Raw genomic sequence first — 26,420 nt, forward strand, 5'->3', positions numbered from 1 at the left:
TTTATTGGTATGATTTGTAAACAGTATTGTATATTCATTCCAAATCGATGTTTGTGCTCTTTTATTATGTATTGTTTGTATAATTAGAGGAATATATGATGAATGTTGTTTCTATTGATTCTTGTGATATATAGTGTTTAGATATTGAATGTACAATAATTTGCAAATATTGATGGTATTTTACGATGTAACTGATAAGGAGTTTATTAAGATGAAAAGAGATGTAACCATTAAAGAGAGTATCTTTCTTTTAGTCGTTTTATTAGCAATTATAGGAATTTGTATTATCGGATTCAGTCTACCGCCACAGGTCCCTATTTTAATCGCTATAGGAATTGTTGTGTTATTTGCAAGAATAAAAGGTGTTTCTTGGGATACAATCCATAAAGGAATTCAAAATGGAATTTTGCCAGGTTTAATTCCTATCATTATATTTATGCTAATTGGAATTTTAATTAGTGTTTGGATTGCAGCGGGAACAATTCCTACTATTATGATTTATGGATTCAAAATTTTATCTGCGAAGTTCTTTTTACCCTCCGTTTTTATAGGATGTGCACTCGTAGGTGTGATGGTAGGTAGTTCATTTACAACAATTTCTACTATTGGTATTGCATTTTTAGGGATGGGACAAATGATGGGGCTAAACTCTGCAATGATTGCAGGAGCTATTATATCAGGGGCTTTTTTAGGAAATAATATTTCACCTTTATCTGATACAACAAATTTGGCCGCAGCGATTGCAGAAGTAGATTTGTTTGAGCATATTCGCAGTATGATGCGGACAATTATTCCGGCCTTTGTTATAACTCTTATCTTTTTTATATTTGTGGGACATGGGGCATCGGTATCGGCAGGAAATAAAATAGAAGAACTGATTCATACACTTCATTCATCTTTTACCATTTCAATTTTTACATTAATTCCAGTACTCATATTATTTTTATGTGCAAGAAAAAAAGTGCCAGCTATTCCAACTTTATTAATGAGTATCACCATGACTATTGTAATTTGTTACGTGTATCACCCGCATACTAGTTTTAATCAAATAGCTGCTTTTATGCAAGATGGATTTGTTTCGAAAACAGGTGTGAAGAGTGTAGATTTGTTGTTTACACGTGGGGGGATGCAAAGCATGATGTGGTCTGTTTCGCTCATTCTTCTCGCTTTAACACTTGGGGGACTATTAGTTGAAGTGAAAATTATTGAAAAGTTAATTTCAAAAATTTCAAGTATGGTGAATGCAAAAGGAAATGTTATGTTGATGACGGCGTTAAGTTCTATAGGTATTAATATTATGTTAGGCGAGCAATATTTATCAGTGATTTTACCAGGAGAAGCATTTAAATCACAGTTTAAAGCAATTTATTTAGATCCTAAAAATTTATCCGGAATTTTAGCCAATGCAGGTGCGGCTGTGAATCCTTTAATTCCATGGGGAGTAAGTGGTGTCTTTATTACAGGAACACTTGGTGTGTCCACCTTGGAATATTTGCCGTTTGCTGTATTTTGTTTAATAGTCCCAGTTCTTCATGTTATTTTTTCTTTTATAGATGATGGAAATCACAAATTAGAAGAGACAAGAAAAGTGAGTTAATTTGTTTGATTTGCAAAGAAATATGTCCGCAATAAAAAAAGTTGGTAATTACCAGCTTTTTTTATTGCGGACATATTTCAGACAAAAAGTCGCCATGAATATGTAATATTGCTGCTTATCTCGAAAATATAAAATAATGATATAATATATTATGCTCTTTAAAATGTTAACAATATTGAAATATAAATAAATCACTTTCATTATTTTTCTGATGTATTTTAAAAGAACGTAGCATCATTCGGACGTTCTACTTAAGAGTTGAAAGAATATCTGTTTTGGTTAGAGAGAAAAGCAGGTATATAAAATTACGGTAGCGTAGCAACTACTCTAATAAAATGGAGGTAGACATATGCTAATAGAGAAATTACGTGGGAAAGATTTAGATGAATTTTTTGAAGCAGTTTTATCATTGGAAACTGTAGATGAGTGTTATCGTTTTTTTGACGATTTATGTACGGTAAATGAGATGAAGACAATATTTCAAAGATTTAAAGTGGCTAAAATGCTCTATAATCATAATACGTATCATGAAATTGAAGAGGAAACAGGGGCAAGTACAGCTACAATCTCTCGGGTGAAAAGATCGTTAAACTATGGGAATGATATGTACGATTTACTTTTTAAGAGAATGAAGGAAAAGTAATTTTTATATACATAGTATTTAACTAGGTGAAGTTTTAAATAGGTAAAGTGAAATTTCGATTAGTGGGATTCATTCTCTACTGATCGGGTGATTAGTAAGAGGAGAATTCTTTCCTTTTATTATTGAAGGTTATTTTGTTTTTGTAGCGAATAAAAAGAGATATGAAAAAACCCAAACCATAGTGAAGTATGATTTGGGCTAATTAAGGATTAGTAAGCTAAGCTGAATAATCCTTTAATGTGTGATAAGTAACGAACGTTACTTGCTTCTTTCATTAATGATGCTGGTAAGCCTTTAAGTGGAGTTGAGCTTGCACCAATAATCGCAACAGCATCTTTACGTCCTAGGCTTGCAAGTGTACCAGAGTTTACTGGTTTAAACTCTTCAAGGGCTTTTCCTTCTAATGCTGCGTATAAGTTGTATCCAATTAGTTCACCCATTTGCCAAGCGATTTGTGCAGTTGGTGGGTATGGGCGGCCTTCTGGACCGAATACAACAGCGCTGTCTCCAGCAACGAATACATTTTTATGAGAAGTAGATTGTAAGTAGTCATCAACAGTTGCACGGCCACGGTTCACTTCAAGACCAGATTCGCCAATTAATGGGTTACCTTGTACGCCACCTGTCCAAACGAACGTGTTCGCAACAATTTTTTGACCGTCTTTTAAGTCGATTGTGTTACCTTCAACATTCGTTACAGGAAGACCTGTTAAGAATGTAACACCGCGTGCTTCTAAGCTAGTTGTCGCACGTTCAATTAAATCGTCTGGTAATACTGGAAGGATTTTTGGACCTGCTTCAACAAGAAGTAATTTTACTTCTTTTGGATTTACGCCGTAGCTTTTTGCAAGTTTAGGCATAATATCAGCAAGTTCACCCACTAGCTCAACGCCAGTTAATCCGCCACCGCCGATTAAGATTGTCGCATCAGCTTCATTTTTCGTTTTTGCGTATTCACGAATGCGGTCTTCCACATGTTTAAAGATTTTGTTTGCATCAGCAGCAGATTTTAATACCATGCTGTTTTCTTCTAATCCTGGAATACCGAAGTAAGCAGTTTTACTTCCTAAAGCAACTACAAGTGCATCATAAGATAAAGTAGTGCCTCCAACTAGTTTTACTTCTTTTTTATCTACTGAGAAAGATTCAACTGTTGCAATTTTAAGATCGATATCTTTTCCTTTGAAAAGTTTTGTAAGTGGCATTGCAATTGCTTGCTCAGAAACATTACCTGCTGCTAAGCGGTGTAGTTCTGTGATGATTTGGTGTGTTGGATATTGGTTAATTACTGTAACTTGTGCTTCTGATTTGCTGTAATATTTGCGTACATTTAAAGCGGCAAGAAGTCCGCCATAACCAGCGCCTAAGATGACAATTTGTTTTGACATAGTATGATATCCCCCGTCTTTACTAATTGTTGTTATAAGATAAATTATTTATTATTGCGTTCTGCACTAATTTGAAGATAAGCATTTACAAAGCGGAACATTTTTTGTGCTTGTGGATCTTTTAATAATTTTAATAAACCAAAAAGACCGATAACTTCAGTGCTTTCCTCAGCGCGATCTTTTGCTTCAATAGCAGTTGCTGCCATTGTTTTTACAGTATCTTTTACAGGTTCTACAATCTCTTGGATTGCACCAACAGTGTCGCTTTTTAATACTTCATCATTTGCAACAGTTTGTGCGAAATCATAAGACTTAGTTAAAATGTTAACAAGCTCAGTTAATTTTGGAAGCTGTTCTACTAGCGTAGTTAATGATTGTTGTACTTCAGGTTTTAATAACTGGTCAAGTACATCTAGTTGTTCTTGGCTAGCAGAAATTTGTACAGATTCTTGTTCAGGCTTTGTTTGAGTGATAGTTTCTGGCATCTCCAATTCTCCTTTACGATAACAATACTCTTATTTTGTGGAATAAGTATCCCGAATATAGGTAAGAACAGCAAAAAAATGCAAAACTTTATACAAAGCTTCACAAAATGAGATCAATACCTTTAAATTTCTAATTACAGTTGAAGAAATTTAAAATCATAATGTCTTACCTATTATTTATGAACTTGTCCGATACATGACTTGTCCGCATAATAGAAAAGTTCCTTTATCGGCAAGTGTATAATATATATATATCTTTTATTATATACTATATACACTTATGTTAACATAAAAAATGATTCGTAACTATATGGATTTGATTCCATAACTTAGTGATGACAACGGAAGAGAGCAGACATTTTATTTTAGAATTCTTTAAAATATAGTCGAATATAGAGAAGAAAGAGGAAAAATGAGTAAGTTTTGTTCATTTTTCCTTTTTTGATTATAGTTCGCGCGTTACATAAAAAGAATGAAGAGGCTTTTGATGCGAGTGAAATATGGAGAGGAGATTTAAGAATAGTTACATCATTTTATATTGATGTTAAAAATAAGAAGTGGTATGAAAAGATGAGTTTTTTTGACAAAAGATTATAGTTCAAGTAAAGGCGAAGAGTGGAACCTATCAAGTGCTAGCAACTGGTTAAAGGTCATCAATGAAAAAGGGGAATTTTGTCTTCAATTTAAAGGGGATAGCTCATAAGGGAACAGCGACAATTCAAAATGCAGTTGTACTACGTGAAAGGAGCAAGGAAAAAACAGGCTCAGAATTAGCTATGAGCTGGAAAAAGCTGAAGCGCTTAAATCATCTACACCTTACAAGAGATAAACGAGTGGATGGTTTTGGATGGAAGATATTATAATAAGAAGTAAAACTCCCACCTCAAGATTTTAGATGGGAGTTTTACTTTATTATTCTGCTTCAGAAACAACTGTGAAGCGTTCGTTTTCGTGTTTTGGATTTTCGATTTCATCAAGTGTTGCTACAGCGAAATCTTCATAACTTACATAGCTATCGCCTTTTGAATTAACAAGAAGGTGATCTTTACCAGCTTTATAAGAACCAGTACGTTTTCCTAATGCGAATAGAGCAGAAGGGCTAATGAATGCCCAAGTAATATCGTTTGTTTGTTGTAAAATTTCTAAGTTTTTGCCCTGGTTTTGAGCGGTTGGAAGATATTCTGCTGGGAAACCTGGTGTTTCAAATACTCGTGTTGTTTTTGCTTCGTCTACAAATAGACTACCAGCGCCGCCGACAACAATTAATTTTGTATGTGGTGCACCTTTCATTGCTTCAATTAATACGTTGCCGACATCAACGTGAAGATGCTCTTTACCAGCTGGAGCGCCAAATGCGTTCACAACTACATCGAATACTTGAAGGTCATTAGAAGTAAGATCGAATACGTCTTTTTCTAATACTTTTACATTCTTGTCTGTAATTTTTGATGCGTTTCGTACGATTGCAGTAACTTCATGACCGCGGTCAAATGCTTCTTTCATAATGCGGCTTCCAGCTTTTCCGCTTGCTCCGATAATTCCAATTTTCATAAGAAATCCCTCCGAAATTTTATAAAATAAGTAGTAAAGCTATATATCTAAAGGTGGATAGATAGTTTTATGATCAGGTTGTTTTATCAATCTGATGTAATCATTATAGTTACAGCTTTGTTGTTTGTCAATTCAATTGTATGAAAAATAATTATGCCCAGTTTGTTTAGGAAATAAACGATGTTATAAATAATTACATAATCATGTCATAAAACCTAACATTTTTTTGTCTAAACTTGTTGATTCTTAAAATTTTTTAGAATATAATTTTCTTATTGTTAGAAGAGGGGGAGTGATTCGATGGAAATGTTAGCGAGATTGATTACGGATATAAATAATGTTCTTTGGACATATATTATGATTGGGATGTTAATTAGTATTGGCGTTTATTTTTCTTTGCGAGTTAAATTTGTTCAAATTCGCTATTTTGGTGAAATGATTCGCTTACTAGGAGATGGAGCGAGTTCGAAAACACGTAAAGCACAAAAGGAAAAGAGTGGCGTTTCGTCGTTCCAGGCGTTTTGTATGAGTACAGCTTCTCGTGTAGGTACAGGTAATTTAGCAGGTGTAGCAATTGCGATTTCAACTGGTGGACCTGGGGCTGTGTTTTGGATGTGGCTGATTGCGGTAATTGGTGGTGCATCTGCTTTTGTAGAAAGTACATTAGCGCAAATTTATAAAGTGAAAGATGGAAATACGTTCCGCGGGGGACCGGCGTATTATATGGAAAAAGGACTAAATAAGCGCTGGCTAGGTGCTATTTTCTCTATTTTAATTACAGTTAGTTTTGGTTTGATTTTTAATGCCGTACAGTCAAATACTGTAGCAGCAGCATTTGATGGCGCATTTCATGCAGATAGTAGATTAGTCGGGGTTGTAATGGCTGGGCTGTTAGCAATTATTATTTTTGGTGGGGTAAAACGAATTGCTCGTGCTGTCGAAATGATTGTTCCTGTTATGGCACTTATTTATATAGGAGTTGCCCTGTTTGTAGTCATTACAAATATTGCAGAGATTCCAAGCTTATTTAAAGAAATTATTTTACATGCTTTTGGAATTAAAGAAGTTGTTGGTGGTGGATTTGGAGCGGCTATTTTATTAGGGGTAAAACGTGGATTATTTTCAAATGAAGCTGGTATGGGGAGTGCGCCAAACGCAGCAGCAACTGCGAATGTAACACATCCAGTCAAACAAGGATTTATCCAAACATTAGGGGTATTTACAGATACATTGCTAATTTGTAGTTGTACAGCATTTATTATTTTATTATCAGATGTATCAGGATTAACCAATACAAATGGTATCCAATTAACACAACAAGCATTAAGTCAACATATTGGACCTTGGGCATCTATTTTTGTAGCAGTCGCGATTTTCTTATTTGCATTTAGTTCACTTGTTGGGAATTACTATTATGGTGAAACAAATATTGAATTCTTAAATGGAAGTAAAGGGATATTAATCGTTTATCGAATTGCAGTGCTTGGTATGGTTATACTTGGTTCTGTAGCTACAATTCAAGTTGTGTGGGATTTAGCGGATTTATTTATGGGAATTATGGCTGTTATTAACTTAGTGGCGATTGTATTTCTATCTAAGTTTGCCTTTACAGCATTATCAGACTATGTAAAACAAAAGAAACAAGGAAAAGACCCAGTGTTTCATGCAAGTTCGATTCCAGGGCTAGAAAATACAGAGTGCTGGGAAGATTCTAAAGTAGAAGGAAAAGAACAAACTATGTAATTAGGAGGTATCAGAGAAAATCTGATACCTTTTTTGTGGATTTATAAAAGACGAACATTAATAAGTTTTTTATGTTTATTGTAATTTTTTTCGGAAATATAAGGATGTGAATTTAAATTTATGTTAGAATGGTTAAGGCCTTTGTAAATAAGAGATAAATTGATTTTTATTGATATCATATTCGTTTTTATGTAAAAGATAAAAGTTCGGATTATTGATTATTTTTTATGGTCAGACGTTCAACGTTTAATAATCTACTAAAATGTTGAATAAGTTTTAAACGGAGGATTTTATATATGAAATTTGTTATGTTTCTTGTAGGATTACTTGTTGTATTTATACTTGGTTTTCTTATAAGTACAGATCGAAAGAAGATTAAGTATAAACCAATTGCGGTGATGCTTATAGTTCAATTGGCATTATCATATTTCCTATTAAGTACACAGATTGGGTATATTTTAGTAAAAGGAATTTCTGATGGATTTGGAGCATTGCTCACATATGCTGAATCTGGAATCGTTTTCGTATTTGGAGGTCTTGTGAACAAGGGGGAAACGTCATTCTTCCTCACAGCGTTATTACCAATTGTATTCTTCGCTGTATTAATTGGGATTTTGCAACACTTTAAAATTTTACCGCTATTCATTCGTTCTGTTGGTTTTCTGTTGAGTAAAGTAAATGGTTTAGGAAAACTAGAATCATATAATGCAGTAGCAGCTGCAATCGTTGGTCAGGCGGAAGTATTTATTACGGTAAAAGATCAATTAAGTAAAATTCCAAAGCATCGTTTATACACACTTTGTGCATCTTCCATGTCAACAGTATCGATGTCAATTGTTGGTTCTTATATGAAAATGATTGAGCCAAAATATGTAGTAACAGCACTTGTACTAAACTTATTTAGCGGATTTATTATTATTCATATTATTAATCCGTATGATGTTACAGAAGAAGAAAACACGTTAAAATTAGAAAATAAAAAGAAGCAGTCATTCTTTGAAATGTTAGGCGAATATATTATGCTTGGCTTTACAATTGCAGTAACAGTAGCAGCGATGTTACTTGGTTTCGTTGCATTAATTACAGCAATTAATAGCTTGTTCGATGCGATTTTTGGAATTACATTCCAAGCTATTTTAGGATATATTTTCTCTCCTCTTGCATTTGTAATGGGCATTCCAAAATCGGAAGTGGTAACAGCGGGTCAAATTATGGCAACAAAATTAGTGTCAAATGAGTTTGTTGCGATGCTTGATCTTGGCAAAGTGGGAGGGGAATTATCTGCTCGTACAGTCGGAATTCTCTCTGTATTCCTCGTATCTTTTGCAAACTTTTCATCCATTGGAATTATCGCAGGAGCCACGAAAGGAATCGACGAAAATCAATCAAATGTTGTGTCGTCGTTTGGATTACGCCTTGTATATGGCGCAACCTTAGTAAGTATTTTATCAGCAATTATTGTTGGTGTAATGTTATAAAGGTTAAAAGCAGTGAGCATAAACTCGCTGCTTTTGTTTATAAGGGAAAAATTATGTTGCATTTCTGTTAGATAACGCTTACAATTTGTGTTGTAGGTGGTATCCATTTCAGACTTTGAGTAAGGTAGGGAAGAAGAGACCGCTATTTGTAAATTGCAATTTATGTAAACGCTTACTGATTGTAAAGGGTAGCTTAATCGTATTTTAAGGATTTTTATTTTTTAACATTAATAGTCAGACGTCATTCGTTGGACAACTGATAACGCATGGGAAGTGGGGATTCACATATGAAACTAGTAATGTTTCTAATTGGTTTACTGGTAGTATTTGTACTAGGCTTTCTTGTAAGTTCAGATCGAAAGAAAATTAAATATAAACCAATTGCAATTATGCTTGTTATTCAATTAGCGCTAGCTTATTTCTTATTAAATACAAAAATAGGATATGTGTTAGTAAAAGGAATTGCAGATGGTTTCGGCGCTATTTTAAAATATGCGGAAGAAGGGGTTAATTTTGTATTTGGTGGTCTAGCAAATGATGGACAAGCACCATTCTTTTTAACAGTACTATTGCCAATTATTTTCTTAGCTGTATTAATTGGAATTTTGCAGCATATTAAAATTTTACCGATTATCATTCGTGCAGTCGGTTTCGTATTAAGTAAGATTAATGGTTTAGGAAAACTAGAATCATATAATGCAGTAGCAGCTGCAATTGTTGGTCAAGGTGAAGTGTTTATTACAGTAAAAGATCAATTAAGTAAATTACCGAAAAATCGTTTATATACACTTTGTGCATCTTCCATGTCAACAGTATCGATGTCAATCGTCGGTTCTTATATGAAAATGATTGATCCAAAATATGTAGTAACAGCACTTGTATTAAACTTATTTAGTGGATTCATTATCGTTCATATTATTAATCCATATGATGTAAAAGAAGAGGACGATATTTTAGAATTACAAGAAGATAAGAAACAAACATTCTTTGAAATGTTAGGCGAATATATTATGCTTGGTTTCTCTATCGCTGTAACAGTAGCGGCGATGTTAATCGGTTTCGTAGCATTAATTACAGCAATTAACGGTGTATTCGATTCAATTTTCGGAATCACATTCCAAAGTATTTTAGGATATATCTTCTCACCATTAGCATTTATTATGGGTATTCCAACATCAGAGATGCTAACTGCAGGACAAATTATGGCAACAAAATTAGTAACGAACGAATTCGTGGCAATGCTTGACCTTGGAAAAGTAGCTGGTGATTTATCAGCTCGTACAGTAGGTATTTTATCAATCTTCCTTGTATCATTTGCGAACTTCTCATCTATCGGAATTATCGCAGGTGCAACGAAGAGTATTGATGGCAAACAAGCGAACGTTGTATCATCATTCGGATTAAAACTTGTATATGGTGCAACATTAGTAAGTATCTTATCAGCGGTTATCGTTGGGGTTATGCTTTAATTCGTAAGAAAAGCAATGGGCGTGGGCTCATTGCTTTTTGTTTTGGCGTCTTCTCATTTAGATGTTTCGAACCTTTTGGAAAGCTTTGTGACATGTGCCTCCATAATATCTTGTAAATCAAGATCATATTTCTGTGAAAGAATAATAAGGTTCGCTAGTACATCTCCAAGTTCTTCTTTTAGTTCTCGTGTTAATTCTTCTTGTCCTTTTGTTTGTTCATCAGGGCGATCTCGTCCAATTTCAATGGCACGCACAACGCGGGACACTTCACCTACTTCTTCTGTTAAGAAATTTAAGCGAATAAAGGCGTTATATTGTAACCAGTTTCGTTTTTCATAAAATTCCTCGACCCATCTTTGAAATTCAACTATATTCAATTCTTTCCCATCCCCTCAATATGTTGTACAATGTTTATTGTATCATAACAATATATAGCTTTGGGGTGTAGGTATGAGAAAAATTTGTGTATTTGCAGGTTCGAACTTAGGAGAGAGACCTGAATTTAAAGAGCAGGCTATTAAACTTGGACAAATGCTTGTCCAAAATAATTATGAGCTAGTATATGGCGGCTCACGTGTAGGGTTAATGGGAGAAGTAGCGAATGAAGTGTTACGTCTAGGTGGACATGTTACAGGTGTTATGCCTCGTGGATTATTTCGTGGAGAGATTGTTCATGAAGGATTAACAGAATTCATTGAAGTAGAAACAATGCATGAGCGCAAAGCGAAAATGGGAGAACTTGCAGATGCATTTATTGCGTTACCTGGTGGATATGGAACGTTTGAAGAATTATTTGAAGTGGTATGCTGGTCGCAAATTGGAATTCATGATAAACCAGTTGGCTTATTAAATGTGAAAGGTTTTTATGAGCCGATTTTGCAAATGGTAGATCGTGCAGCAGAAGAAGGATTTATGAATCCATCTAATAAAGAATTAATCGTTTCAGCAGATGATGCAGAAGAATTATTGCGACATTTGAAACAGTATCAGCGCCCTGTCATGGGGAATAAGTGGAAACAATTATCATAAATAACGAATTCAAAAACGCATGTTTTTTAACATGCGTTTTTGAATAGAGAAATAAGATAGAAAGAGGAGGAGAACCCTTCAGTAGAATCAATGAGAATATGAATCACAATAAAACGCCCCCAAAAATTTGGGGGCGTTTTATTGTGAAATATATTTTCAAGACCTAGCGGCTAGCTCTTCGTGTCTAAGGTTCTTCCGTATGAGAAGATAAAGAGCACTTTCTGTATGGAAGAACCTTATCCGTCCGGACTGGTCAGTCGGATCCGCGTTTCGTGTATTATTTGTTTAAGAATGCACGTAGCATCCAAGCGTGTTTTTCTAGTTCTGTATAAATGCCGAGTAGTAAGTCAGATGTTGTTTCGTCGTTTGCGTTTTCAGCAATTTCCATGCCTTTTTTGAGTTCGTCTAACATCATTTCATAGTCTTTCAAGATTGATTCAACCATCCCTTCTGCAGTTTCTCCATAAGAAGCTTCTTGAACAGAAGATATTGTTAAGTATTCTTTCATTGTTGCTACTGGTTTGCCGCCGATTGCTAAAATGCGTTCTGCGATTTCATCAATGTGTTCAGCTGCTTCTGTATAATATTGTTCGAATTTTTCATGTAGGACGAAAAATTGAGGTCCTTTTACGTACCAATGGAAGTTGTGTAGTTTTGTAAATAGTACGTTCCAGTCTGCTACTTGTTTGTTTAATACTTCGATTACTTGTGTATTCATATGATCAATCTCCTTTTGAATTATTATTTTGTATCGATTACTAATTTATAATTATTATAATCTAGTAATTGGTATAAATCAAGCTTTTAAAACAATATTTTTAAAGATTTTTTGAATGAGATGTAATGTTATATAGGAATATACGTTTATTTTTCTTCTTGTGGTGGCATATATATAGAAAAAGGGAATGTAGAAAGGGGAATGGAGGAAGATGGAACTCCAGTTTCAAAATGTGTATCAGCAAGCTGGAAATTGGTACGTGCTAGATGCAGAGTTTCCTTGGGATATTCAACAAGTGAAAAGCGATGTTTTTTCACTCATTGATAAGCGTGAAATTCCTGTTATTTTTTGCGATACGTGTGAGACGAATGAAGTTCTTTTAATGTTAGGAGAAGAGGAAGAAGAATTTTTATTTCCTTTGAACGGCTTTTATCATAAAGAAAAAAGACTCATTTTTATATGTAGGTGGGAACAATATGAACAAGTGCTCAAAACGTTGTTACATGAGTTTCGACACTCTATGCAGCATGAACAGAATGTTTTATATATAGATACAGAGGCATATGAACGACGATGGATAGAAAGAGATGCTCGTACATTTGCTGAACGAAAAATGAATGAGTATATAAGAAGGAAAATAAACTAAGGCATAGTGATAAAATCTACTATGCTTTTGTTTTACTTATTAAACTTTAGTAATTGACATTTTTAAAGTTTAGTTCTAAACTAATGATATGAAATGAGCGAGGTGATGGAATGAAAACAGAGGATAGACTTGGTGTGTTATTATGGTTCCGTTTATCGCGCTTTTATAACAAAAGTATTCGTGAAACAAATCAGCATTTAAAGAAATGGAATTTGTCTGCTGCACAGTTTGATGTTTTAGCTCAAATTGGTGGACAAGAACGATTAACACAGCAGGAGCTTGGAAAGAAGTTATTTGTTACGAAAGGGAATATTACGCAGCTTTTAAGTAAGATGGAAAAGTTAGAATGGATTCAGCGGGAACGGGAAGGGACGACTAAATATCTTTCATTAACAGAAAAGGGAAGAGCGTTATATCAAGAAACTGTTCCACCGCAAGAAACGTTTCAAGCAGAGCAATTTAGAAAGTTAAATCATAAGGAGCAACAACAATTATTAGAACTACTTCGAAAGTTACATTAAAAAATTTTAAAAAACATCTTGAACATGAGATAATATGAGGTGAAGAATATGTTTCGAAAAATTGATCATAAAAATATGGGAAGAGCAAATCACGGTTGGTTAAATACACATTTTCATTTTTCATTTGCAGACTACTATAATCCAAATAATATGAACTTCGGAGTACTTCGCGTTATTAATGATGATTTAGTAGCAGCGCAAACAGGATTTGATATGCACCCACACCGTGATATGGAAATTATTTCTTACGTTGTAGATGGAGCGCTAACGCACCAAGATAGTATGGGAAACCGCGGTACAATTGAGCGTGGGCATGTTCAATATATGAGTGCTGGTACAGGGGTATTTCATAGTGAACATAATTTAGGAAATGAAACATTGCGCTTATTACAAATTTGGATTTTACCAGACTATGCTGGTCATAAGCCAAACTACGGAGAGTTTACATTTGATTGGAATAAGCGTGAAAATACATGGTTCCATATGGTGTCTCCAGTTGATGGTGATGCACCAATTACCATTCATCAAGATGCAAATGTATATTCTTTATCATTAGAAGCAGGAAAAGAGATTTGTTTCCCTGTAAATGAAGGACGTCAAGTTTATCTTGTACAAATTGAAGGAAGTGGTATTGTAAATGGTGAAACACTTGTAATGCGAGATGCAGCGGAAGTTGTTGAGGAGGACATCCGCATTCAAGCGAAAGAGCAATCACATTATTTGGCGATCGAGATGAAAAAGCAATAAGAGATATTACTTATAAAAAGAAGTAGGGCATGAAAAAGATGCGCTACTTTTTTATTTGCTGTTTTGCATAAAATTGTAAGAAAATTGTTTCTCAACATTTGTTAAAAGGATATATTTTCCTTTTTTTGAAATATATAAGAGTGTCAAAAATTTTTGGGGAAATGGGGAGTGCTCGTTTGAAAAAGAAAATTGTTTCGTCCGCATTAGCTCTATCTGTTATTGCTTTAGGATTTGGGGGATTAGGGACACCAAAAGCACAGGCAGAAGAACAAATTCAATATCACCAAAAATTTAAAACGCCTGCTTACATAGGTGAAGAATGGAAAGCGCCAGAAGGAGTAGATAAAAAAGAATCTGTCTTTCAATATTTAGAGAGTAAGAAGGCAATGTTCAAATTAGCCGGAAATGTAGAAAAACATTTCAATATTGTTGGGGAAGAGAAAGATGAGAAGTCGGGGACAACTCATGTGAAGCTAGTTGAGAAATATAATAACATTCCTGTGTATGGATCAGATCAAACGATCACATTTGATAAAGAAAATAATGTGAAGGCTTTTTTTGGACAAGTCATTCCAAATTTAGAGGATAAAAATATTCCAACTGCAACGAGTATTACAGATGAACAAGCTGTAAACATTGCAAAGGCAAATATTGAAAAAGAAATTGGAAAAGTGAATCAATATGATGGTGTGAAAAAGGACTTATACGTGTATGAAAAAGACGGAAACTACTATCTTACTTATCTTGTAAAAGCATCTATTTCCAAACCAGCTCCAGGGTATTGGCATTATTTTATTGATGCAACAAATGGAAACGTGATTGAGAAATATAATGCAATCGATCATATTACAGGCTTTGGATATGGTGTATTAGGAAACAAAGCATCATTTGAAATTGCTCAAGATGAGAAAACAGGTGCATATAACTTGTTTGATGGTAAACGTGGGCAAGGTGTTCATACATTTGATGCAAAAAATATGGATGAGAATTTATTTATGATTTTATCACAATGGCTTGGTTATACAGGTGAAGAAATAGAGAGTAAATCCAAGTTCTTTGAGGATAAAGCCGCAGTTGATGCACATGTAAATGCTGGAAAAGTATATGATTATTATAAAAAGACTTTTAATCGCAATTCTTTCGACAATAAAGGTGCAAAGCTCATTTCTGCTGTTCACGTAGGTGAGGCTTGGAATAATGCAGCATGGAATGGCGTGCAAATGGTATATGGTGATGGTGATGGAAAAACATTCATTCCATTATCTGCAGGATTAGATGTAATTGGGCATGAATTAACACATGCTGTAACAGAATATACAGCGAATTTAGTTTATCAAAATGAATCAGGTGCATTGAACGAATCGATATCGGATATTATGGGTGTTATGGTTGAGAAGAAAAGCTGGGATATAGGGGCTGATATTTACACGCCTGATATTGAAGGAGATGCTCTTCGTTCTCTGAAAGATCCAGCTTCGATTCCAAATCCGTTAAAACCAGGTGAAGGGTACCCAGATCATTATAGCAAACGCTATGTAGGACCATATGATAACGGTGGCGTTCATATTAATAGTAGTATTAATAATAAAGCGGCATATTTAGTTTCTGAGGGTGGAGAGCATTACGGTGTAAAAGTAACTGGTGTTGGCCGCGAAGCGACAGAAAAAATTTACTATCATGCGCTTACGAAATATTTAACTGCAAATGCTGATTTTAAAATGATGCGTCAAGCTGCTCTGCAATCTGCTGAAGATTTATATGGTGAAAATTCTAAAGCAGTACAAGCTGTAGATAAAGCTTATGAGGCAGTAGGGGTAAAATAACAGGGGAAAAGACCTGACTCAGCTGAGTCAGGTCTTTTGTACATTAGTCACGAATGCCAAGAGCGATTTTTGCCATACGGGACATACGTTCTTTAGACCAAGGCGGATTCCAAACAACATTTACTTCTATTTCGTTTACTTCAGGTACATTTGTTGAAAGTACTTTTTTTACATCAGATACAATTTGCCCAGCCATCGGGCAACCGATAGAAGTCATTGTCATAGTAATAACAACGTTATTTTGTTCGTCAGCGGTAACATCATATACTAAACCAAGATTGATGATATCAACGCCTAATTCAGGATCAATCACAGCTTCCAAGTTTGCATATATCTTATCTTCAAATTCTTTTGACATGCAGAACACTCCTAATATTAGTGATAGTCATTCTCATTATAAAGGAAAAAAGATAAAGATGCAGTGAAATAGCTCACACTGTTTCATGAAGTCCTTTCTATAATGGTGGTGAGTAGCAGAAAGGAGAGTACATACATATAGATTATAATGAGACTGCTTTTATGGTGATATGGGAAATAACGTGCGCTTGTGAATATCGTTACATATGTGGAGAATCTCGTGCGAGAGCGTCTGCAGTAACAGAAAGTTACTTAGAAAGTGTTTAAGAAAGTAAAAAATCCAGGCTCCTTTAAAAGGAATACCTGGATCAGAGGAAAATTATTCTGTTTTAAATCGCGATACGAGCGTATCTAATTCTTCTACTGTTTGTTTCATTTGACTTGCTGTAGAAGTCATTTCATTCATAACAATTACTTTTCTTTCCGCTGATTTTGCAGTTTGAGTCGTTTCAGCTGATACTTCATTAGCGATAGAAGCAATGGTGTTAAGAGATGCGTTCATTTCTTCGGCACTTGCTGCCATCTCTTCCGCTGTTGCAGAGATGTCTTGTATTTGTGTGGAAACATGGTTTACTTGTTCCACAATTGTTGTAAAGGAATCTCCAGCTTTGCGAATTACATGAATTCCTTCTGAAGATTCTGCTTGTCCTCGTGACATCATAGAACTTGCTGCTTCTGTATCATTTTGAATTTGATGCAATAGCGTGTTAATATCAGTTGCAGCTGTTTTAGATTGTTCCGCAAGTTTGCGGACCTCATCTGCGACAACCGCAAATCCTTTTCCTTGTTCTCCAGCGCGAGCAGCCTCGATAGAAGCATTGAGAGCAAGTAAATTTGTTTGTTCCGCAATGTTAGAAATAGATTGCAATGCTGTATCGATATGTTTTGTGTGAGTGATTAGACGTTCGACAACTTCTGATGTAGCATTGACTGCTTCATGAATTGTTGTCATTTGTGTAATCGATTTCTGAATAACGGCAGTACCGTTATTGGCATGATCTGAAGTAGTAACAGCTAACTCTGCAACAGAAGAAGCGGCTTCCGCAATGCGCTGCACATTAATGGACATATCATCCATAGCAGTAGAACTTTCTTCCATGCTAGAAGTTTGAGATTGAATACTTGTCTCTAATTCAGACATGGTCCGCTGAACTTTTAATGTAGCTTCTCGTGATGTATTCGTTTTTTCGAGCATATTTTCAGAAGCTGTTTGAACTTCCTTAGATGTTTTTTGTACTCGATGAATAATGTGCTGTAAATTTTCTAACAACTTATTAAAGGAAGTAGCAATTTCGCCAACTTCATCATTACTGTTTACTTGTAAACGACCTGTTAAGTCCCCTTCTTGAGATGCTAATTCTTTTAACTTTATATCAATTTGTTTAATTGGTTTAACAAGTTTATCAGAGAACCACCATGCAAGAATAATGGCAACAATACTACAGATAATAAGAGATAACAATACAACATATTCAATGATCGATGAGAATTGATCGATTTTTTGAATAGATTGTTCACGTAGTTTTGCTTGTTCATTACTATAGTTTGTGAAATCGCCTATTACTTTATAGACAGTAGCATTTTCTGTTTCAGCAAGTTTAATCGCTTCTTCCCACTTCTCCTCTTTTGCAAGTGGAAAGACTTTTGTTGCAATAAACTCTCTCCATTTTGTCCCTAGTTGCATTGTATCTTTTAGCTGTTGAGTGGCATGAGAGTCCGCAAGAAGTTTGTCTTTCGTACTTTCAATGTGTTTACTCATTTCATGAAATTTGTCGACTTCCACTTGATCATGTTGTAATAAATAACCACGTAGAGCAGAAAGTTGCACTTGATAAGCCTCTCCATGTTCCTTTAATTCTGTTGCTAAAGGGGAGATATCTGTTTGTAATGTCTCGGCTTTTTCGGATTGATCGATAGCGAAAAATAAAATAAGAGCTAATGCAATACCGAATAAAGCACAAGTTGCTATCATCATGAATATCAATTTTTTGCGAATACTGATAAAACTCATATGATAAAACCTCCTTTTAATCATTCTATTAAGATTTTTTTATATAAGAATTTTAAAAGCTTCATTCCGTATCTGTTGGAATAAAGCGTTCTTTCCATTAGGAATTATAGCAGACAGTCATTCAAAGAGGAAAGCATAAGATATTTCTTTTCGAGGTATATGTAAATCAATGATAAATAATAAAAAAGAGAGACAAATGAAAAGTCTCTCTTTCAATCTATTATGAAGTTGTTTTAAAATGTGCAACAAGTGCTTCAAGTTCCTCTACAGTAGCTTTCATCTCGGATGATTTTGTAGCGACTTCTTTCATTACATGAACTTGTTCGCCAGCTGAATTGGATGTTTGGGTTGTATCAGCTGCCACCTCATTTGAAATGGAGGCGATATTATTTAAGGATGCATTCATTTCTTCAGCACTTGCAGCCATTTCTTCAGCAGTAGCAGACATTTCTTGCATTTGTGTAGAAACGCCATTTATATGGTTAACAATTGCTGAAAAAGAAGAACCAGCAGTACGAATGACCGTAATTCCTTGAGATGCTTCTGACTGCCCTTGTGTCATCATATCATTTGCAGCTTGTGTATCATTTTGAATTTGACGTAATAAATGGTTAATATCAGTTGCTGCTGTTTTAGATTGTTCAGCCAGTTTGCGAACTTCATCTGCGACAACCGCAAATCCTTTTCCTTGTTCCCCAGCACGAGCAGCTTCAATGGAAGCATTTAAAGCTAATAAGTTTGTTTGTTCCGCAATATTAGAAATGGATTGTACAGCTGTATCAATATGTTTTGTATGTGTAATTAGGCGTTCTACAACTTGTGATGTAGCATTGACTGCTTCATGTATTGTATTCATTTGTGAAATTGATTTTTCAATCACTTTGCCACCATCGTCTGCTTTTTCAGCGGTTGTCATTGCTAATTCTGCGACAGATGAAGCAGATTCCGCAATGCGCTGCACGCTTTTCGACATGTCGTCCATAGCGGTGGAGCTTTCTTCTATACTAGAAACTTGTGAACGAATACTATCATCAAGAGATACCATTGTATCTTGGATTTGTGAAGACGCATCCATAGAAGCAATGGTGCTAGAATACATGCTTAGCGATGCTTCTTTTACGTTCATAGATGTTTGTTGTACCTGTTGAATAATATGTTGTAAATTTGCGAGCATTTGATTGAAAGAATGAGCGATGTTGCCAATTTCATCTTTACTATTTACGTCTAATCTTGCTGTTAAATCACCATCTTTAGAAGCTAATTCTTTTAATTTAGAATCAATTTTTTGGATCGGTTTAACAAGCTGGCCGGAAAACCACCAAGCTAATAAGATAGAAATAATCGTACATGCAATAAGCGAGAAGAAAATAATATATTGGATGAATTCGGATGAAGTATGAATATCTTCAATTAATTGATTTTGTTTTTCTTTTTCTTCATTTGCATATTTCGTAAAGCGATCCAATAAATCATTGACGTAATCCGTTTGTTCTATTGCAATTTTGGAGGCCTCCTCCCATTTTCCTTCACGTGCAAGCGGAAGAACTTCATTATCAATCACACTGCGCCATTTTCCCCCCATTAAAATAGCTTCTTTCATCCCTTCTGACAGCTTTTTATCACTTGTCACTTCTTTGCGTGTATCTGCTAATTTTTTGCCTTCTCGATTAAATTTATCTAATCCTTTTTGATCATGAGATAGTAAGTATTCCTGCAGGCCAGCAACTTGTGCTTGAAACCAATCTCCTCTCTCTTTTAAAATAATAGCTCGTTTTGATACTTCGGATTTTAAGGTTTCAGCCTTATGCGTCTCACTTATTGCATAGGAAAGAATAATAATGAGTGCGATACTAAATAAAGAACATATACCTAAAAACATGAAGAGAAGCTTTTTACGAATTCCGATCTGTTTCATAATTCCCCCACCTCTAAAACCGATTATTATAATTAATTGATATATGAAAAAGAATTGAAACACTTTACATGAAGAAGTGCTTCATATTCTAGTACAAGTATAGCAGATGATAGGGATTCAATACCTAATTTATGGGAATGTTCGTAAAATGTTTACATTTCTATAGTAAAAAATACAAATAAAAAACTATTGTATTTCTAGAACACATCCTGTATACTTCTAATTAGTTGATATTGATAATCGTTATCAATATTGATTGAAACATTACTCTTCGTTATGTTGGTCATACCCCTTTTGACTACGTAAAGTCAGAGACAAAATGTTGAAATACCTTGTGTCCTATTCTACAGAATTATGGTAATCTCCAACCTCAACTTATATGCGTTAAGCATGCAAAAAAGGATCCTATCCGTGAAGGGATCCTTTTTTGCATGATATAGTAACAAGGGTTTTCAATTTCCTTTCTATATACTTTGATTGAATGAACGTGTTTTAAGAAACTGCGGTGTGAAAATACCAATCAATATAAAAATGATGCCAAGCCACTGAAGTGGAGACACGACTTCATGAACAAGTGTGATAGAAGCGATGATTGCTGTTGGTAGTTCAGCAGCTCCTAAAATGGTACCGAGTCCGGTTCCTACTTTTGGAACACCGATTGAAAAACAAATGACTGGTACAATGACCCCGAAAAATCCAAGGAAGAAAGCATATTTCCACAATCCTGCTTGTAAGGTGCCATCGATTAAAAAGGCTGGTGGGAAGAATAGACAAATAATAAATGTCGCACTTGTTGTCATGAGAAAGCTTTTTGTATAAGGTGATACATGATTTGCTACACGTCCGCTTACAAATATATATAAGGAAAAAGAAAGAGCGGCCGATAATCCAAAGATAATGCCCTTTGTAGAGAAAGTTTGACCAAGACCTTCAAATACCCCACCAGCAAATAAGGTTCCAGTAAATAAAATGATAATGGAAATTACCTTTTCACGACTTGGAAATGCTTTGTTAGCAATTGCTTCAATGACTACCCCAATCCATGTAAATTGAAAGAGTAATACAACAGCGATAGAAGCTGGTAATTCTTCTACCGAAATAGCGTAAAAAATGCCAGTCATGCTCATTGTTGTTCCGACAGCTAGTAAGGAAAATATTTGTTTTTTTGAGATTTTATGACGTGAAAAGAAGAGGACGAGAAGTAAAAGTCCAATCCAGCCAAATATATATTGTCCACCTAATAGTTCGTGTGCGGAAAAACCATTCATAAAACCGAGTTTGAAAATTGTAGAAAGTACACCGTAACTACATGCTCCCAATAAAACTAATAATGAAAACTTAAATTTTTCCATACAAAATCTCCTTTCTAAATAAAAAAACGCCCGTTGTCCAAGTTAGGACAACGGGCGAACGAAACAGAGTAAAGCTCTGCAAAATTCCGCCTCTCATAAAGACATATGAGTTTGAATATGAAATTCTCTTTCTATTATGTTTCGAAGCGATTGTAGAGTCAATGGATGCTACAAAGCTTTTGGAAACACAATCGAACATTTTACACCTTGAGGCGTATTTTGAATGCCGTAAGGGAATTGGTGCTTATCTAATATTTGTTTTACAATATACAAGCCTAAACCGCTTCCATGTACTAGACCATGTTTGCTAGGATTGGCACGATAAAACGGTTCAAATAGATGAGCTAATTTTTCCTCTTCAATTTGTGTACCTGTATTTAATACTTCTAAAGCATAAGCATTTGGCTTTTCATAAAGTTTTATATATACATGTTGATGATCGATTGTATAGTTAATCGCATTTGAAACAATATTAAAAATGGCTGTTTGAATAAATTTATGGTCAGCTAAAATTTGTACGTCTGGTTTGATATTAGATTGAATATTTAATTGCTTTACATTTACAAAATAATCTACCTTCTTCATAATATCTTCAAGTATGTTAGATAGGCAAATGATTTGTAGATTTGGTTTGAACTGAGGATTTTGTATTTTGGATAATTCCGACATTTCTTCCGTTAAATTGTTAATATCCTGCATCATCTCATAAGAACGTTTTAAATATTTATCGCGATCTTTATAAGCGCCGATTCCGTGAATCATCCCATCTAATTGCCCCATAACAGCTGTAATTGGTGTTTTTAATTCATGAGACAGCATGGACATAAATTCTTTACGCGATCTCTCGAGTTCTTGTTCTCTTTTCAGTTCGTTTCTTAAATCTTTATTTGTTTCATGTAATCTTTTAACAATTTGCTGTGCTCCAACAGCTAAAGTTTCTAAACCATAATTTTCTTTTTGCACATTTGTATTTGCAGATGGTTTATCAGCAAAATCGAGATTCATAATTTCTCGCAATGTTTCGCTCATATATTGAAATGGTTTCGCTATTAATGTTGTATAAATGAAAGAGCCAAGGAGTGAGATGGTCAACATTGTTAGCGCGATATGTGGAGCGAGCTGCTTGAATACCTCTGCAAGGCTCATATCATCTTTTGATTTGTCTTCTTGTTTTGTTGCATCTGAGTTAGCAGTTTGGCTAGCTTGTTGTTCAGAGTGTAAAGGTGATACATATTTACTATTTACATGAGAAGGGCTTTGCGCATTTTCTTTTGCCTCTTGATTATGATGTAAAACATGATTAAGTGCAGTATAGAGCGATTGAATATCTACACTAGAAGGTGGAAGGTTTGATAGACTTCCGGAAAATGCTTTATTTTGAACATCCTTTGCATTCGAAAACGCGTCCTGCGTTGTCTGTAATTCCTTTGAATGAATAGAATGCCTGTGATGCTCTTTATCATAGTTTGATAATAGAAAATAAATAACTTGATAAAGACATAGTGATAAAAGGATACAAAATAACATGGTTTTAATAAAAATATTTCTGGTGATGTTCCCTTTTTTAAGAGTCGATTTTGTAGCCAATGCCTTTCACCGTTTTAATATAAGGAATACATAATTTTTTCCTTAAATTTTTAATATGTGTATCAATTACCCTCACATCACCGTAATGTTCATAGCCCCATACTTTATTTAACAAATCACTTCTTGATAATACTTTCCCACGGTTTTGTAATAACGTATATATAATTTCAAACTCTTTTGTTGTAAGTTCCACTTGATCACCATTTACATATGCAGCATATGCAGTGGAATTTAGCATCAGTTCATGGAATTGTAGTATATTTGCATTTTCAACTTCTGTTGAAGCCGCTCTTCGCAATACTGCTTCAACCCGTTTGATAAAAATGGCATAATGAAAAGGCTTTGTAATGTAATCATCGACTCCTAGCTCAAAACCTTTAATTTCATTTTCTTCATTTTGTAGACCTGTCAGCATAATAATCGGTACGTCTGACTGACCACGGATAATTTTACAAATACTATATCCATCTATATCTGGTAACATTACATCTAACAGAACAAGATCGTATAAATTCTTTTGGAATAGAAGAATGCCTTCTGTTCCTGCACCTACAACATCAACTTCATAATTTTGTGCAGTCAAAAATTCTCGTATAAGCTCTTGTATATCTGGATTATCTTCAATCACTAGTATATGCGTCATAGTAACACCTCCTAAATAACGCTTTTTACTAAAATATTCAAATGCAACATTTATCCCGCTATTTTAGGGCAGTAAGGCTCACACTTCAAGGCTTAGTGAAAGCAAGAAGTTAGGTGAGAGGTGAACTACCCGTAAAAAGCCGATTGACGAAGCCTCATAATCAGTGGGGATGAAGTCCGCATTGATTAAAGGTTCACTTTATAATCAATTTCTATTGCTCGTATACATAATAAGCCCTCCACTATTACAGTACAGTGAAAGTATGTAATATGTGGGAAGATATATGGGGGTAAAAAATTCATTCACGATAATTCTATTATAGTATGTAATATGAAATTTATGAAACAATACAACTGTATAATTTTAATATTTGTTTTTATAAATGTTAATAGCCTTTTTTAATAAAGTTATTTTTATTATATATGTAAAGACAACTGCTTTGCTACTGTAAACAAAGAAATAAAGGAAATAAAAGAAGCCAAGATAAGTTCTTGGCTAATACAAGGGTTTTCTCTTGTTTCAGTATATAAACTAGTTTTTTACAATGACAGTGGCTTTTTCATGAATTTGTTCAAATAACCAATGAATATCGTTATTATACATACGAATGCAACCAAGCGTTGTAGATTTACCGATGGCTTGATTGTTATTTGTTCCATGAATCGCATATGTTGTTCCCCATGTGCCTGCCATATTTAATCCGAGCCAACGATCACCGAGCGGGTTACGTGGATCGCCACCTTTAATATGACCAGTATAGTAAGGACGATTTTTAATTTTGTTAACAATAATAAAAGACCCTGTTGGAGTAGGTGTTGTAGATTTTCCAGTAGCGACAGTAAAGCTTCTTATTAATACTCCATTTTGATAGAATGCCATCTTATGTGTATTCGTGTTAACAATTAGTTGCTGAGATGGTGAAGCTGCTTTTACTTCAGTAGTTTTGAAAGGAAATGCCCAAACCGATATAGATAACATAACTAATAATAACTTCTTCATCATTATACTCCTCTTGCTCATTTTATCAGTTAAAATAATAAGTACGGATAAATTATTTATGACTGTACTACATACATTGAATTTGGAAAGTACGTAACGTTTGAATAATATTCTCATTTAAAGCTTCAAAAAAGGTAGTGATTTTCGTACTATTCTTGCGGTTATTTTTATTGATTAGCAATCTCTCGTTAAGTAGAAGTTCACCGCTTGTGCCAAAGCTTTGTACTTGAATAATCATTTCTTCTTCATTTTCACAAATAATAGGTAGAAGATAGTGAAATGCTTGAGTTGGAATAATATAACTTTTACCAATCATACTTTCTTGCCGAGAATTGATCCACTTTCTAGTAATAATTTTGATATTTCTTTTTGTAACAATAAAGGATAATGTTGTTGATTTTGTTAAATTTACATCAAATTCATTTGCTTCGCATATGTGTAGATTGAAAGTTGTTTCATGCGGCTGAGATTCAATTTCTGTATTGATAAAATTGTGCATGTTATACGCTTCCATTTCTATTCTCCTTTGCTCCTTTTTTTGGAATTATTTATATTTATTCAATTTAATATATTGCACATTCACTAGTTATACTTTTCAACAAATTCCGATATAATTTTACAATATGTATATGAAGCTAATATGAAGTTGAGATGAGTTTAATATGGTTTTTTATATAGAACGTTTTTTTAAAAAATAGAAAGGGTATTTATATAAAAATGGATAAAGTCTTGTAAATGAAGTGTTTATAAGAACGTGTATTTTTTGAAATAGTTTTTTATATAGAACAAATGGATGCGATTTAAGTTAGCGTAGATGTAATTTGGAAATATGTGGAATAAAATTCGTGGAAATAAGTTGATGTATATCTTACAAAAATGTAATAAAAATGTAAGCTGTTATGATAGTTATTTCGACAATTTTTTTATACAATAATAGTAACAATGAGTACGTGATTCCTGTTGATAGGATTAGAAAAGGAGAGATGACATGGAATGGATTCATGAGTTATTTCAGCAATATGGCTACTATGTTGTACTTGTTGGATTACTATTAGAATATATTGCTCTTCCATTTCCAGGAGAGCCGACATTAGCTTATGCAGGATATTTAGCACATACAGGAGATTTAAACTTATTCGTGTTAATTACTTTATCATTTATTGGGACGAGTATTGGAATGACGATTCAATACTTTTTAGGAAATAAGCTTGGGATGCCTTTTGTACAAAAGTATGGAAAGTATGTCTTTTTAACACAAAGAAAAATTGATTTAACGAGAATGTGGTTTGATAAGTATGGATATTTCTTAATCTTTATTGGCTTCTTTATCCCAGGTGTACGTCACTTTACCGGATATTTTGGAGGAATTATTAATCTACCATTTCGTCGCTTTGCAATTACAATTTATTCAGGTGCTTTATTCTGGGTAATGTTCTTTTTAATTGGTGGCTATTGGTTAGGTGGAAATATACATGATATCTTTGGTGCACTGGGACAACATAGTGGGAAAATCATTTTTGCGATTGCTTTGATTGTAGCAATTACCTTATGTATTCGTTTCCGTAAGCAATTGAAACGTGTATTTGTTCAAAATGCCAATTAATATGAGGACCATTCCATGTTAAAACTTAGAAAAGGCAAGATATTTCTGAAAACCCCCGTATAGAGGATAAATAAGGATAGGTGAGCAGTAGCAATCATGCTCTACCTATCCTTTG

24 protein-coding genes and 1 pseudogene are annotated in these 26,420 nt (G+C 34.3%); 12 read left to right on the forward strand and 13 right to left on the reverse strand.

All coding sequences use genetic code 11. The annotated features are described in order from the left end of the window. The first annotated feature begins 211 nt into the window (after positions 1-211). Complete coding sequence (gene nhaC, locus MR058_RS10395) at positions 212-1,597, forward strand: Na+/H+ antiporter NhaC (RefSeq protein WP_242143948.1); 1,386 nt, start codon at positions 212-214, stop codon at positions 1,595-1,597. 349 nt (positions 1,598-1,946) lie between these two features. After that, on the forward strand, positions 1,947-2,240 hold the full coding sequence (locus MR058_RS10400; protein ID WP_242143950.1) for a YerC/YecD family TrpR-related protein: 294 nt from the start codon (positions 1,947-1,949) through the stop codon (positions 2,238-2,240). Positions 2,241-2,449: 209 nt separating this feature from the next. Here MR058_RS10400 and MR058_RS10405 read toward each other — a convergent pair whose 3' ends face one another. Both MR058_RS10405 and MR058_RS10410 read right to left on the reverse strand, forming a co-directional pair. After that, positions 2,450-3,628, reverse strand: a complete 1,179-nt coding sequence (locus tag MR058_RS10405) for an NAD(P)/FAD-dependent oxidoreductase (RefSeq protein ID WP_242143952.1) — start codon at positions 3,626-3,628, stop codon at positions 2,450-2,452. A 44-nt stretch (positions 3,629-3,672) separates the two neighbouring features. Beyond that, a complete protein-coding gene (locus MR058_RS10410) occupies positions 3,673-4,113 on the reverse strand; it encodes a DUF1641 domain-containing protein (RefSeq protein WP_242143954.1) in 441 nt (146 codons plus the stop codon). 683 nt (positions 4,114-4,796) lie between these two features. Between MR058_RS10410 and MR058_RS10415 the strand changes: the two are divergent. After that, a pseudogene (locus tag MR058_RS10415) lies at positions 4,797-4,976 on the forward strand (hypothetical protein); the annotation flags it as partial. A 49-nt stretch (positions 4,977-5,025) separates the two neighbouring features. Here MR058_RS10415 and MR058_RS10420 read toward each other — a convergent pair. Continuing rightward, on the reverse strand, positions 5,026-5,664 hold the full coding sequence (locus MR058_RS10420) for an NAD(P)-dependent oxidoreductase (RefSeq protein WP_242143958.1): 639 nt from the start codon (positions 5,662-5,664) through the stop codon (positions 5,026-5,028). 300 nt (positions 5,665-5,964) lie between these two features. Between MR058_RS10420 and MR058_RS10425 the strand changes: the two genes are divergently transcribed. The 3 genes from MR058_RS10425 (at position 5,965) to MR058_RS10435 (ending at position 10,354) form a co-directional block, all read left to right on the forward strand. Continuing rightward, positions 5,965-7,407: an alanine/glycine:cation symporter family protein gene (locus MR058_RS10425; RefSeq protein ID WP_242143961.1), complete on the forward strand. Its 1,443-nt coding sequence runs from the start codon at positions 5,965-5,967 to the stop codon at positions 7,405-7,407. Positions 7,408-7,703: 296 nt separating this feature from the next. After that, positions 7,704-8,885 (forward strand): NupC/NupG family nucleoside CNT transporter, encoded by a 1,182-nt coding sequence (locus MR058_RS10430; RefSeq protein WP_242143963.1) that lies wholly within the window; start codon positions 7,704-7,706, stop codon positions 8,883-8,885. 287 nt (positions 8,886-9,172) lie between these two features. Continuing rightward, on the forward strand, positions 9,173-10,354 hold the full coding sequence (locus tag MR058_RS10435) for a NupC/NupG family nucleoside CNT transporter (RefSeq protein ID WP_242143964.1): 1,182 nt from the start codon (positions 9,173-9,175) through the stop codon (positions 10,352-10,354). Positions 10,355-10,407: 53 nt separating this feature from the next. On the opposite strand, the gene MR058_RS10440 is transcribed toward MR058_RS10435, so the two are convergent. Further along, positions 10,408-10,731, reverse strand: a complete 324-nt coding sequence (locus MR058_RS10440) for a MazG-like family protein (RefSeq protein WP_242143965.1) — start codon at positions 10,729-10,731, stop codon at positions 10,408-10,410. Between the two features lie 73 nt (positions 10,732-10,804). Between MR058_RS10440 and MR058_RS10445 the strand changes: the two genes are divergently transcribed. Beyond that, on the forward strand, positions 10,805-11,383 hold the full coding sequence (locus MR058_RS10445; RefSeq protein ID WP_242143966.1) for an LOG family protein: 579 nt from the start codon (positions 10,805-10,807) through the stop codon (positions 11,381-11,383). A gap of 277 nt (positions 11,384-11,660) precedes the next feature. Here the strand turns inward: MR058_RS10445 and MR058_RS10450 are convergent, their stop codons facing one another. Then, positions 11,661-12,101: a Dps family protein gene (locus tag MR058_RS10450; RefSeq protein WP_242143967.1), complete on the reverse strand. Its 441-nt coding sequence runs from the start codon at positions 12,099-12,101 to the stop codon at positions 11,661-11,663. A 211-nt stretch (positions 12,102-12,312) separates the two neighbouring features. Between MR058_RS10450 and MR058_RS10455 the strand changes: the two genes are divergently transcribed. From MR058_RS10455 to MR058_RS10470, 4 genes are all read left to right on the forward strand, one after another. Further along, on the forward strand, positions 12,313-12,747 hold the full coding sequence (locus tag MR058_RS10455) for a DUF3920 family protein (RefSeq protein ID WP_242143968.1): 435 nt from the start codon (positions 12,313-12,315) through the stop codon (positions 12,745-12,747). A gap of 110 nt (positions 12,748-12,857) precedes the next feature. After that, positions 12,858-13,268, forward strand: a complete 411-nt coding sequence (locus MR058_RS10460) for a MarR family winged helix-turn-helix transcriptional regulator (RefSeq protein ID WP_242143969.1) — start codon at positions 12,858-12,860, stop codon at positions 13,266-13,268. A gap of 48 nt (positions 13,269-13,316) precedes the next feature. Next, positions 13,317-14,015 (forward strand): pirin family protein, encoded by a 699-nt coding sequence (locus MR058_RS10465; protein ID WP_242143970.1) that lies wholly within the window; start codon positions 13,317-13,319, stop codon positions 14,013-14,015. A 176-nt stretch (positions 14,016-14,191) separates the two neighbouring features. Further along, positions 14,192-15,838, forward strand: a complete 1,647-nt coding sequence (locus MR058_RS10470; protein ID WP_242143971.1) for a M4 family metallopeptidase — start codon at positions 14,192-14,194, stop codon at positions 15,836-15,838. A 43-nt stretch (positions 15,839-15,881) separates the two neighbouring features. Here the strand turns inward: MR058_RS10470 and MR058_RS10475 are convergent, their stop codons facing one another. From MR058_RS10475 to MR058_RS10510, 8 genes are all read right to left on the reverse strand, one after another. Next, positions 15,882-16,196 (reverse strand): metal-sulfur cluster assembly factor, encoded by a 315-nt coding sequence (locus MR058_RS10475; RefSeq protein ID WP_012096071.1) that lies wholly within the window; start codon positions 16,194-16,196, stop codon positions 15,882-15,884. 318 nt (positions 16,197-16,514) lie between these two features. Then, a complete protein-coding gene (locus MR058_RS10480) occupies positions 16,515-18,206 on the reverse strand; it encodes a methyl-accepting chemotaxis protein (RefSeq protein WP_242143972.1) in 1,692 nt (563 codons plus the stop codon). A 220-nt stretch (positions 18,207-18,426) separates the two neighbouring features. Continuing rightward, complete coding sequence (locus MR058_RS10485) at positions 18,427-20,121, reverse strand: methyl-accepting chemotaxis protein (protein WP_242143973.1); 1,695 nt, start codon at positions 20,119-20,121, stop codon at positions 18,427-18,429. Between the two features lie 464 nt (positions 20,122-20,585). Further along, the gene (locus tag MR058_RS10490) at positions 20,586-21,473 is read right to left on the reverse strand and encodes an EamA family transporter (protein ID WP_242143974.1); all 888 of its coding nucleotides are present in this window, start codon (positions 21,471-21,473) and stop codon (positions 20,586-20,588) included. A gap of 168 nt (positions 21,474-21,641) precedes the next feature. Beyond that, on the reverse strand, positions 21,642-23,060 hold the full coding sequence (locus tag MR058_RS10495) for a sensor histidine kinase (RefSeq protein WP_242143975.1): 1,419 nt from the start codon (positions 23,058-23,060) through the stop codon (positions 21,642-21,644). After that, complete coding sequence (locus MR058_RS10500) at positions 23,038-23,703, reverse strand: response regulator transcription factor (RefSeq protein WP_242143976.1); 666 nt, start codon at positions 23,701-23,703, stop codon at positions 23,038-23,040. Before MR058_RS10500 ends, MR058_RS10495 begins: the two co-directional genes overlap by 23 nt. Positions 23,704-24,234: 531 nt before the next feature. Continuing rightward, entirely contained in the window at positions 24,235-24,702 is a 468-nt protein-coding gene (locus MR058_RS10505) for a L,D-transpeptidase (RefSeq protein ID WP_242143977.1), read from the reverse strand. 67 nt (positions 24,703-24,769) lie between these two features. Beyond that, complete coding sequence (locus tag MR058_RS10510; RefSeq protein WP_242143978.1) at positions 24,770-25,216, reverse strand: DUF3978 family protein; 447 nt, start codon at positions 25,214-25,216, stop codon at positions 24,770-24,772. Between the two features lie 474 nt (positions 25,217-25,690). Between MR058_RS10510 and MR058_RS10515 the strand changes: the two genes are divergently transcribed. After that, positions 25,691-26,305: a DedA family protein gene (locus MR058_RS10515; RefSeq protein ID WP_242143979.1), complete on the forward strand. Its 615-nt coding sequence runs from the start codon at positions 25,691-25,693 to the stop codon at positions 26,303-26,305. The last annotated feature ends 115 nt before the right edge of the window (positions 26,306-26,420 follow it).

This window comes from Bacillus cereus group sp. BfR-BA-01430, from assembly GCF_022663115.1.
GTDB classification, from domain to species: Bacteria; Bacillota; Bacilli; order Bacillales; family Bacillaceae_G; genus Bacillus_A; species Bacillus_A cereus_BD.

Bases quoted from the DNA above. Each gene is read 5' to 3' on its own strand.
- nhaC (WP_242143948.1), top strand. From the start codon at position 212: ATGAAAAGAGATGTAACCATTAAAGAGAGTATCTTTCTTTTAGTCGTT.
- MR058_RS10400 (WP_242143950.1), top strand. From the start codon at position 1,947: ATGCTAATAGAGAAATTACGTGGGAAAGATTTAGATGAATTTTTTGAA.
- MR058_RS10405 (WP_242143952.1), bottom strand. From the start codon at position 3,628: ATGTCAAAACAAATTGTCATCTTAGGCGCTGGTTATGGCGGACTTCTT.
- MR058_RS10410 (WP_242143954.1), bottom strand. From the start codon at position 4,113: ATGCCAGAAACTATCACTCAAACAAAGCCTGAACAAGAATCTGTACAA.
- MR058_RS10420 (WP_242143958.1), bottom strand. From the start codon at position 5,664: ATGAAAATTGGAATTATCGGAGCAAGCGGAAAAGCTGGAAGCCGCATT.
- MR058_RS10425 (WP_242143961.1), top strand. From the start codon at position 5,965: ATGGAAATGTTAGCGAGATTGATTACGGATATAAATAATGTTCTTTGG.
- MR058_RS10430 (WP_242143963.1), top strand. From the start codon at position 7,704: ATGAAATTTGTTATGTTTCTTGTAGGATTACTTGTTGTATTTATACTT.
- MR058_RS10435 (WP_242143964.1), top strand. From the start codon at position 9,173: ATGAAACTAGTAATGTTTCTAATTGGTTTACTGGTAGTATTTGTACTA.
- MR058_RS10445 (WP_242143966.1), top strand. From the start codon at position 10,805: ATGAGAAAAATTTGTGTATTTGCAGGTTCGAACTTAGGAGAGAGACCT.
- MR058_RS10450 (WP_242143967.1), bottom strand. From the start codon at position 12,101: ATGAATACACAAGTAATCGAAGTATTAAACAAACAAGTAGCAGACTGG.
- MR058_RS10455 (WP_242143968.1), top strand. From the start codon at position 12,313: ATGGAACTCCAGTTTCAAAATGTGTATCAGCAAGCTGGAAATTGGTAC.
- MR058_RS10460 (WP_242143969.1), top strand. From the start codon at position 12,858: ATGAAAACAGAGGATAGACTTGGTGTGTTATTATGGTTCCGTTTATCG.
- MR058_RS10465 (WP_242143970.1), top strand. From the start codon at position 13,317: ATGTTTCGAAAAATTGATCATAAAAATATGGGAAGAGCAAATCACGGT.
- MR058_RS10475 (WP_012096071.1), bottom strand. From the start codon at position 16,196: ATGTCAAAAGAATTTGAAGATAAGATATATGCAAACTTGGAAGCTGTG.
- MR058_RS10480 (WP_242143972.1), bottom strand. From the start codon at position 18,206: ATGAGTTTTATCAGTATTCGCAAAAAATTGATATTCATGATGATAGCA.
- MR058_RS10485 (WP_242143973.1), bottom strand. From the start codon at position 20,121: ATGAAACAGATCGGAATTCGTAAAAAGCTTCTCTTCATGTTTTTAGGT.
- MR058_RS10490 (WP_242143974.1), bottom strand. From the start codon at position 21,473: ATGGAAAAATTTAAGTTTTCATTATTAGTTTTATTGGGAGCATGTAGT.
- MR058_RS10500 (WP_242143976.1), bottom strand. From the start codon at position 23,703: ATGACGCATATACTAGTGATTGAAGATAATCCAGATATACAAGAGCTT.
- MR058_RS10505 (WP_242143977.1), bottom strand. From the start codon at position 24,702: ATGAAGAAGTTATTATTAGTTATGTTATCTATATCGGTTTGGGCATTT.
- MR058_RS10510 (WP_242143978.1), bottom strand. From the start codon at position 25,216: ATGGAAGCGTATAACATGCACAATTTTATCAATACAGAAATTGAATCT.
- MR058_RS10515 (WP_242143979.1), top strand. From the start codon at position 25,691: ATGGAATGGATTCATGAGTTATTTCAGCAATATGGCTACTATGTTGTA.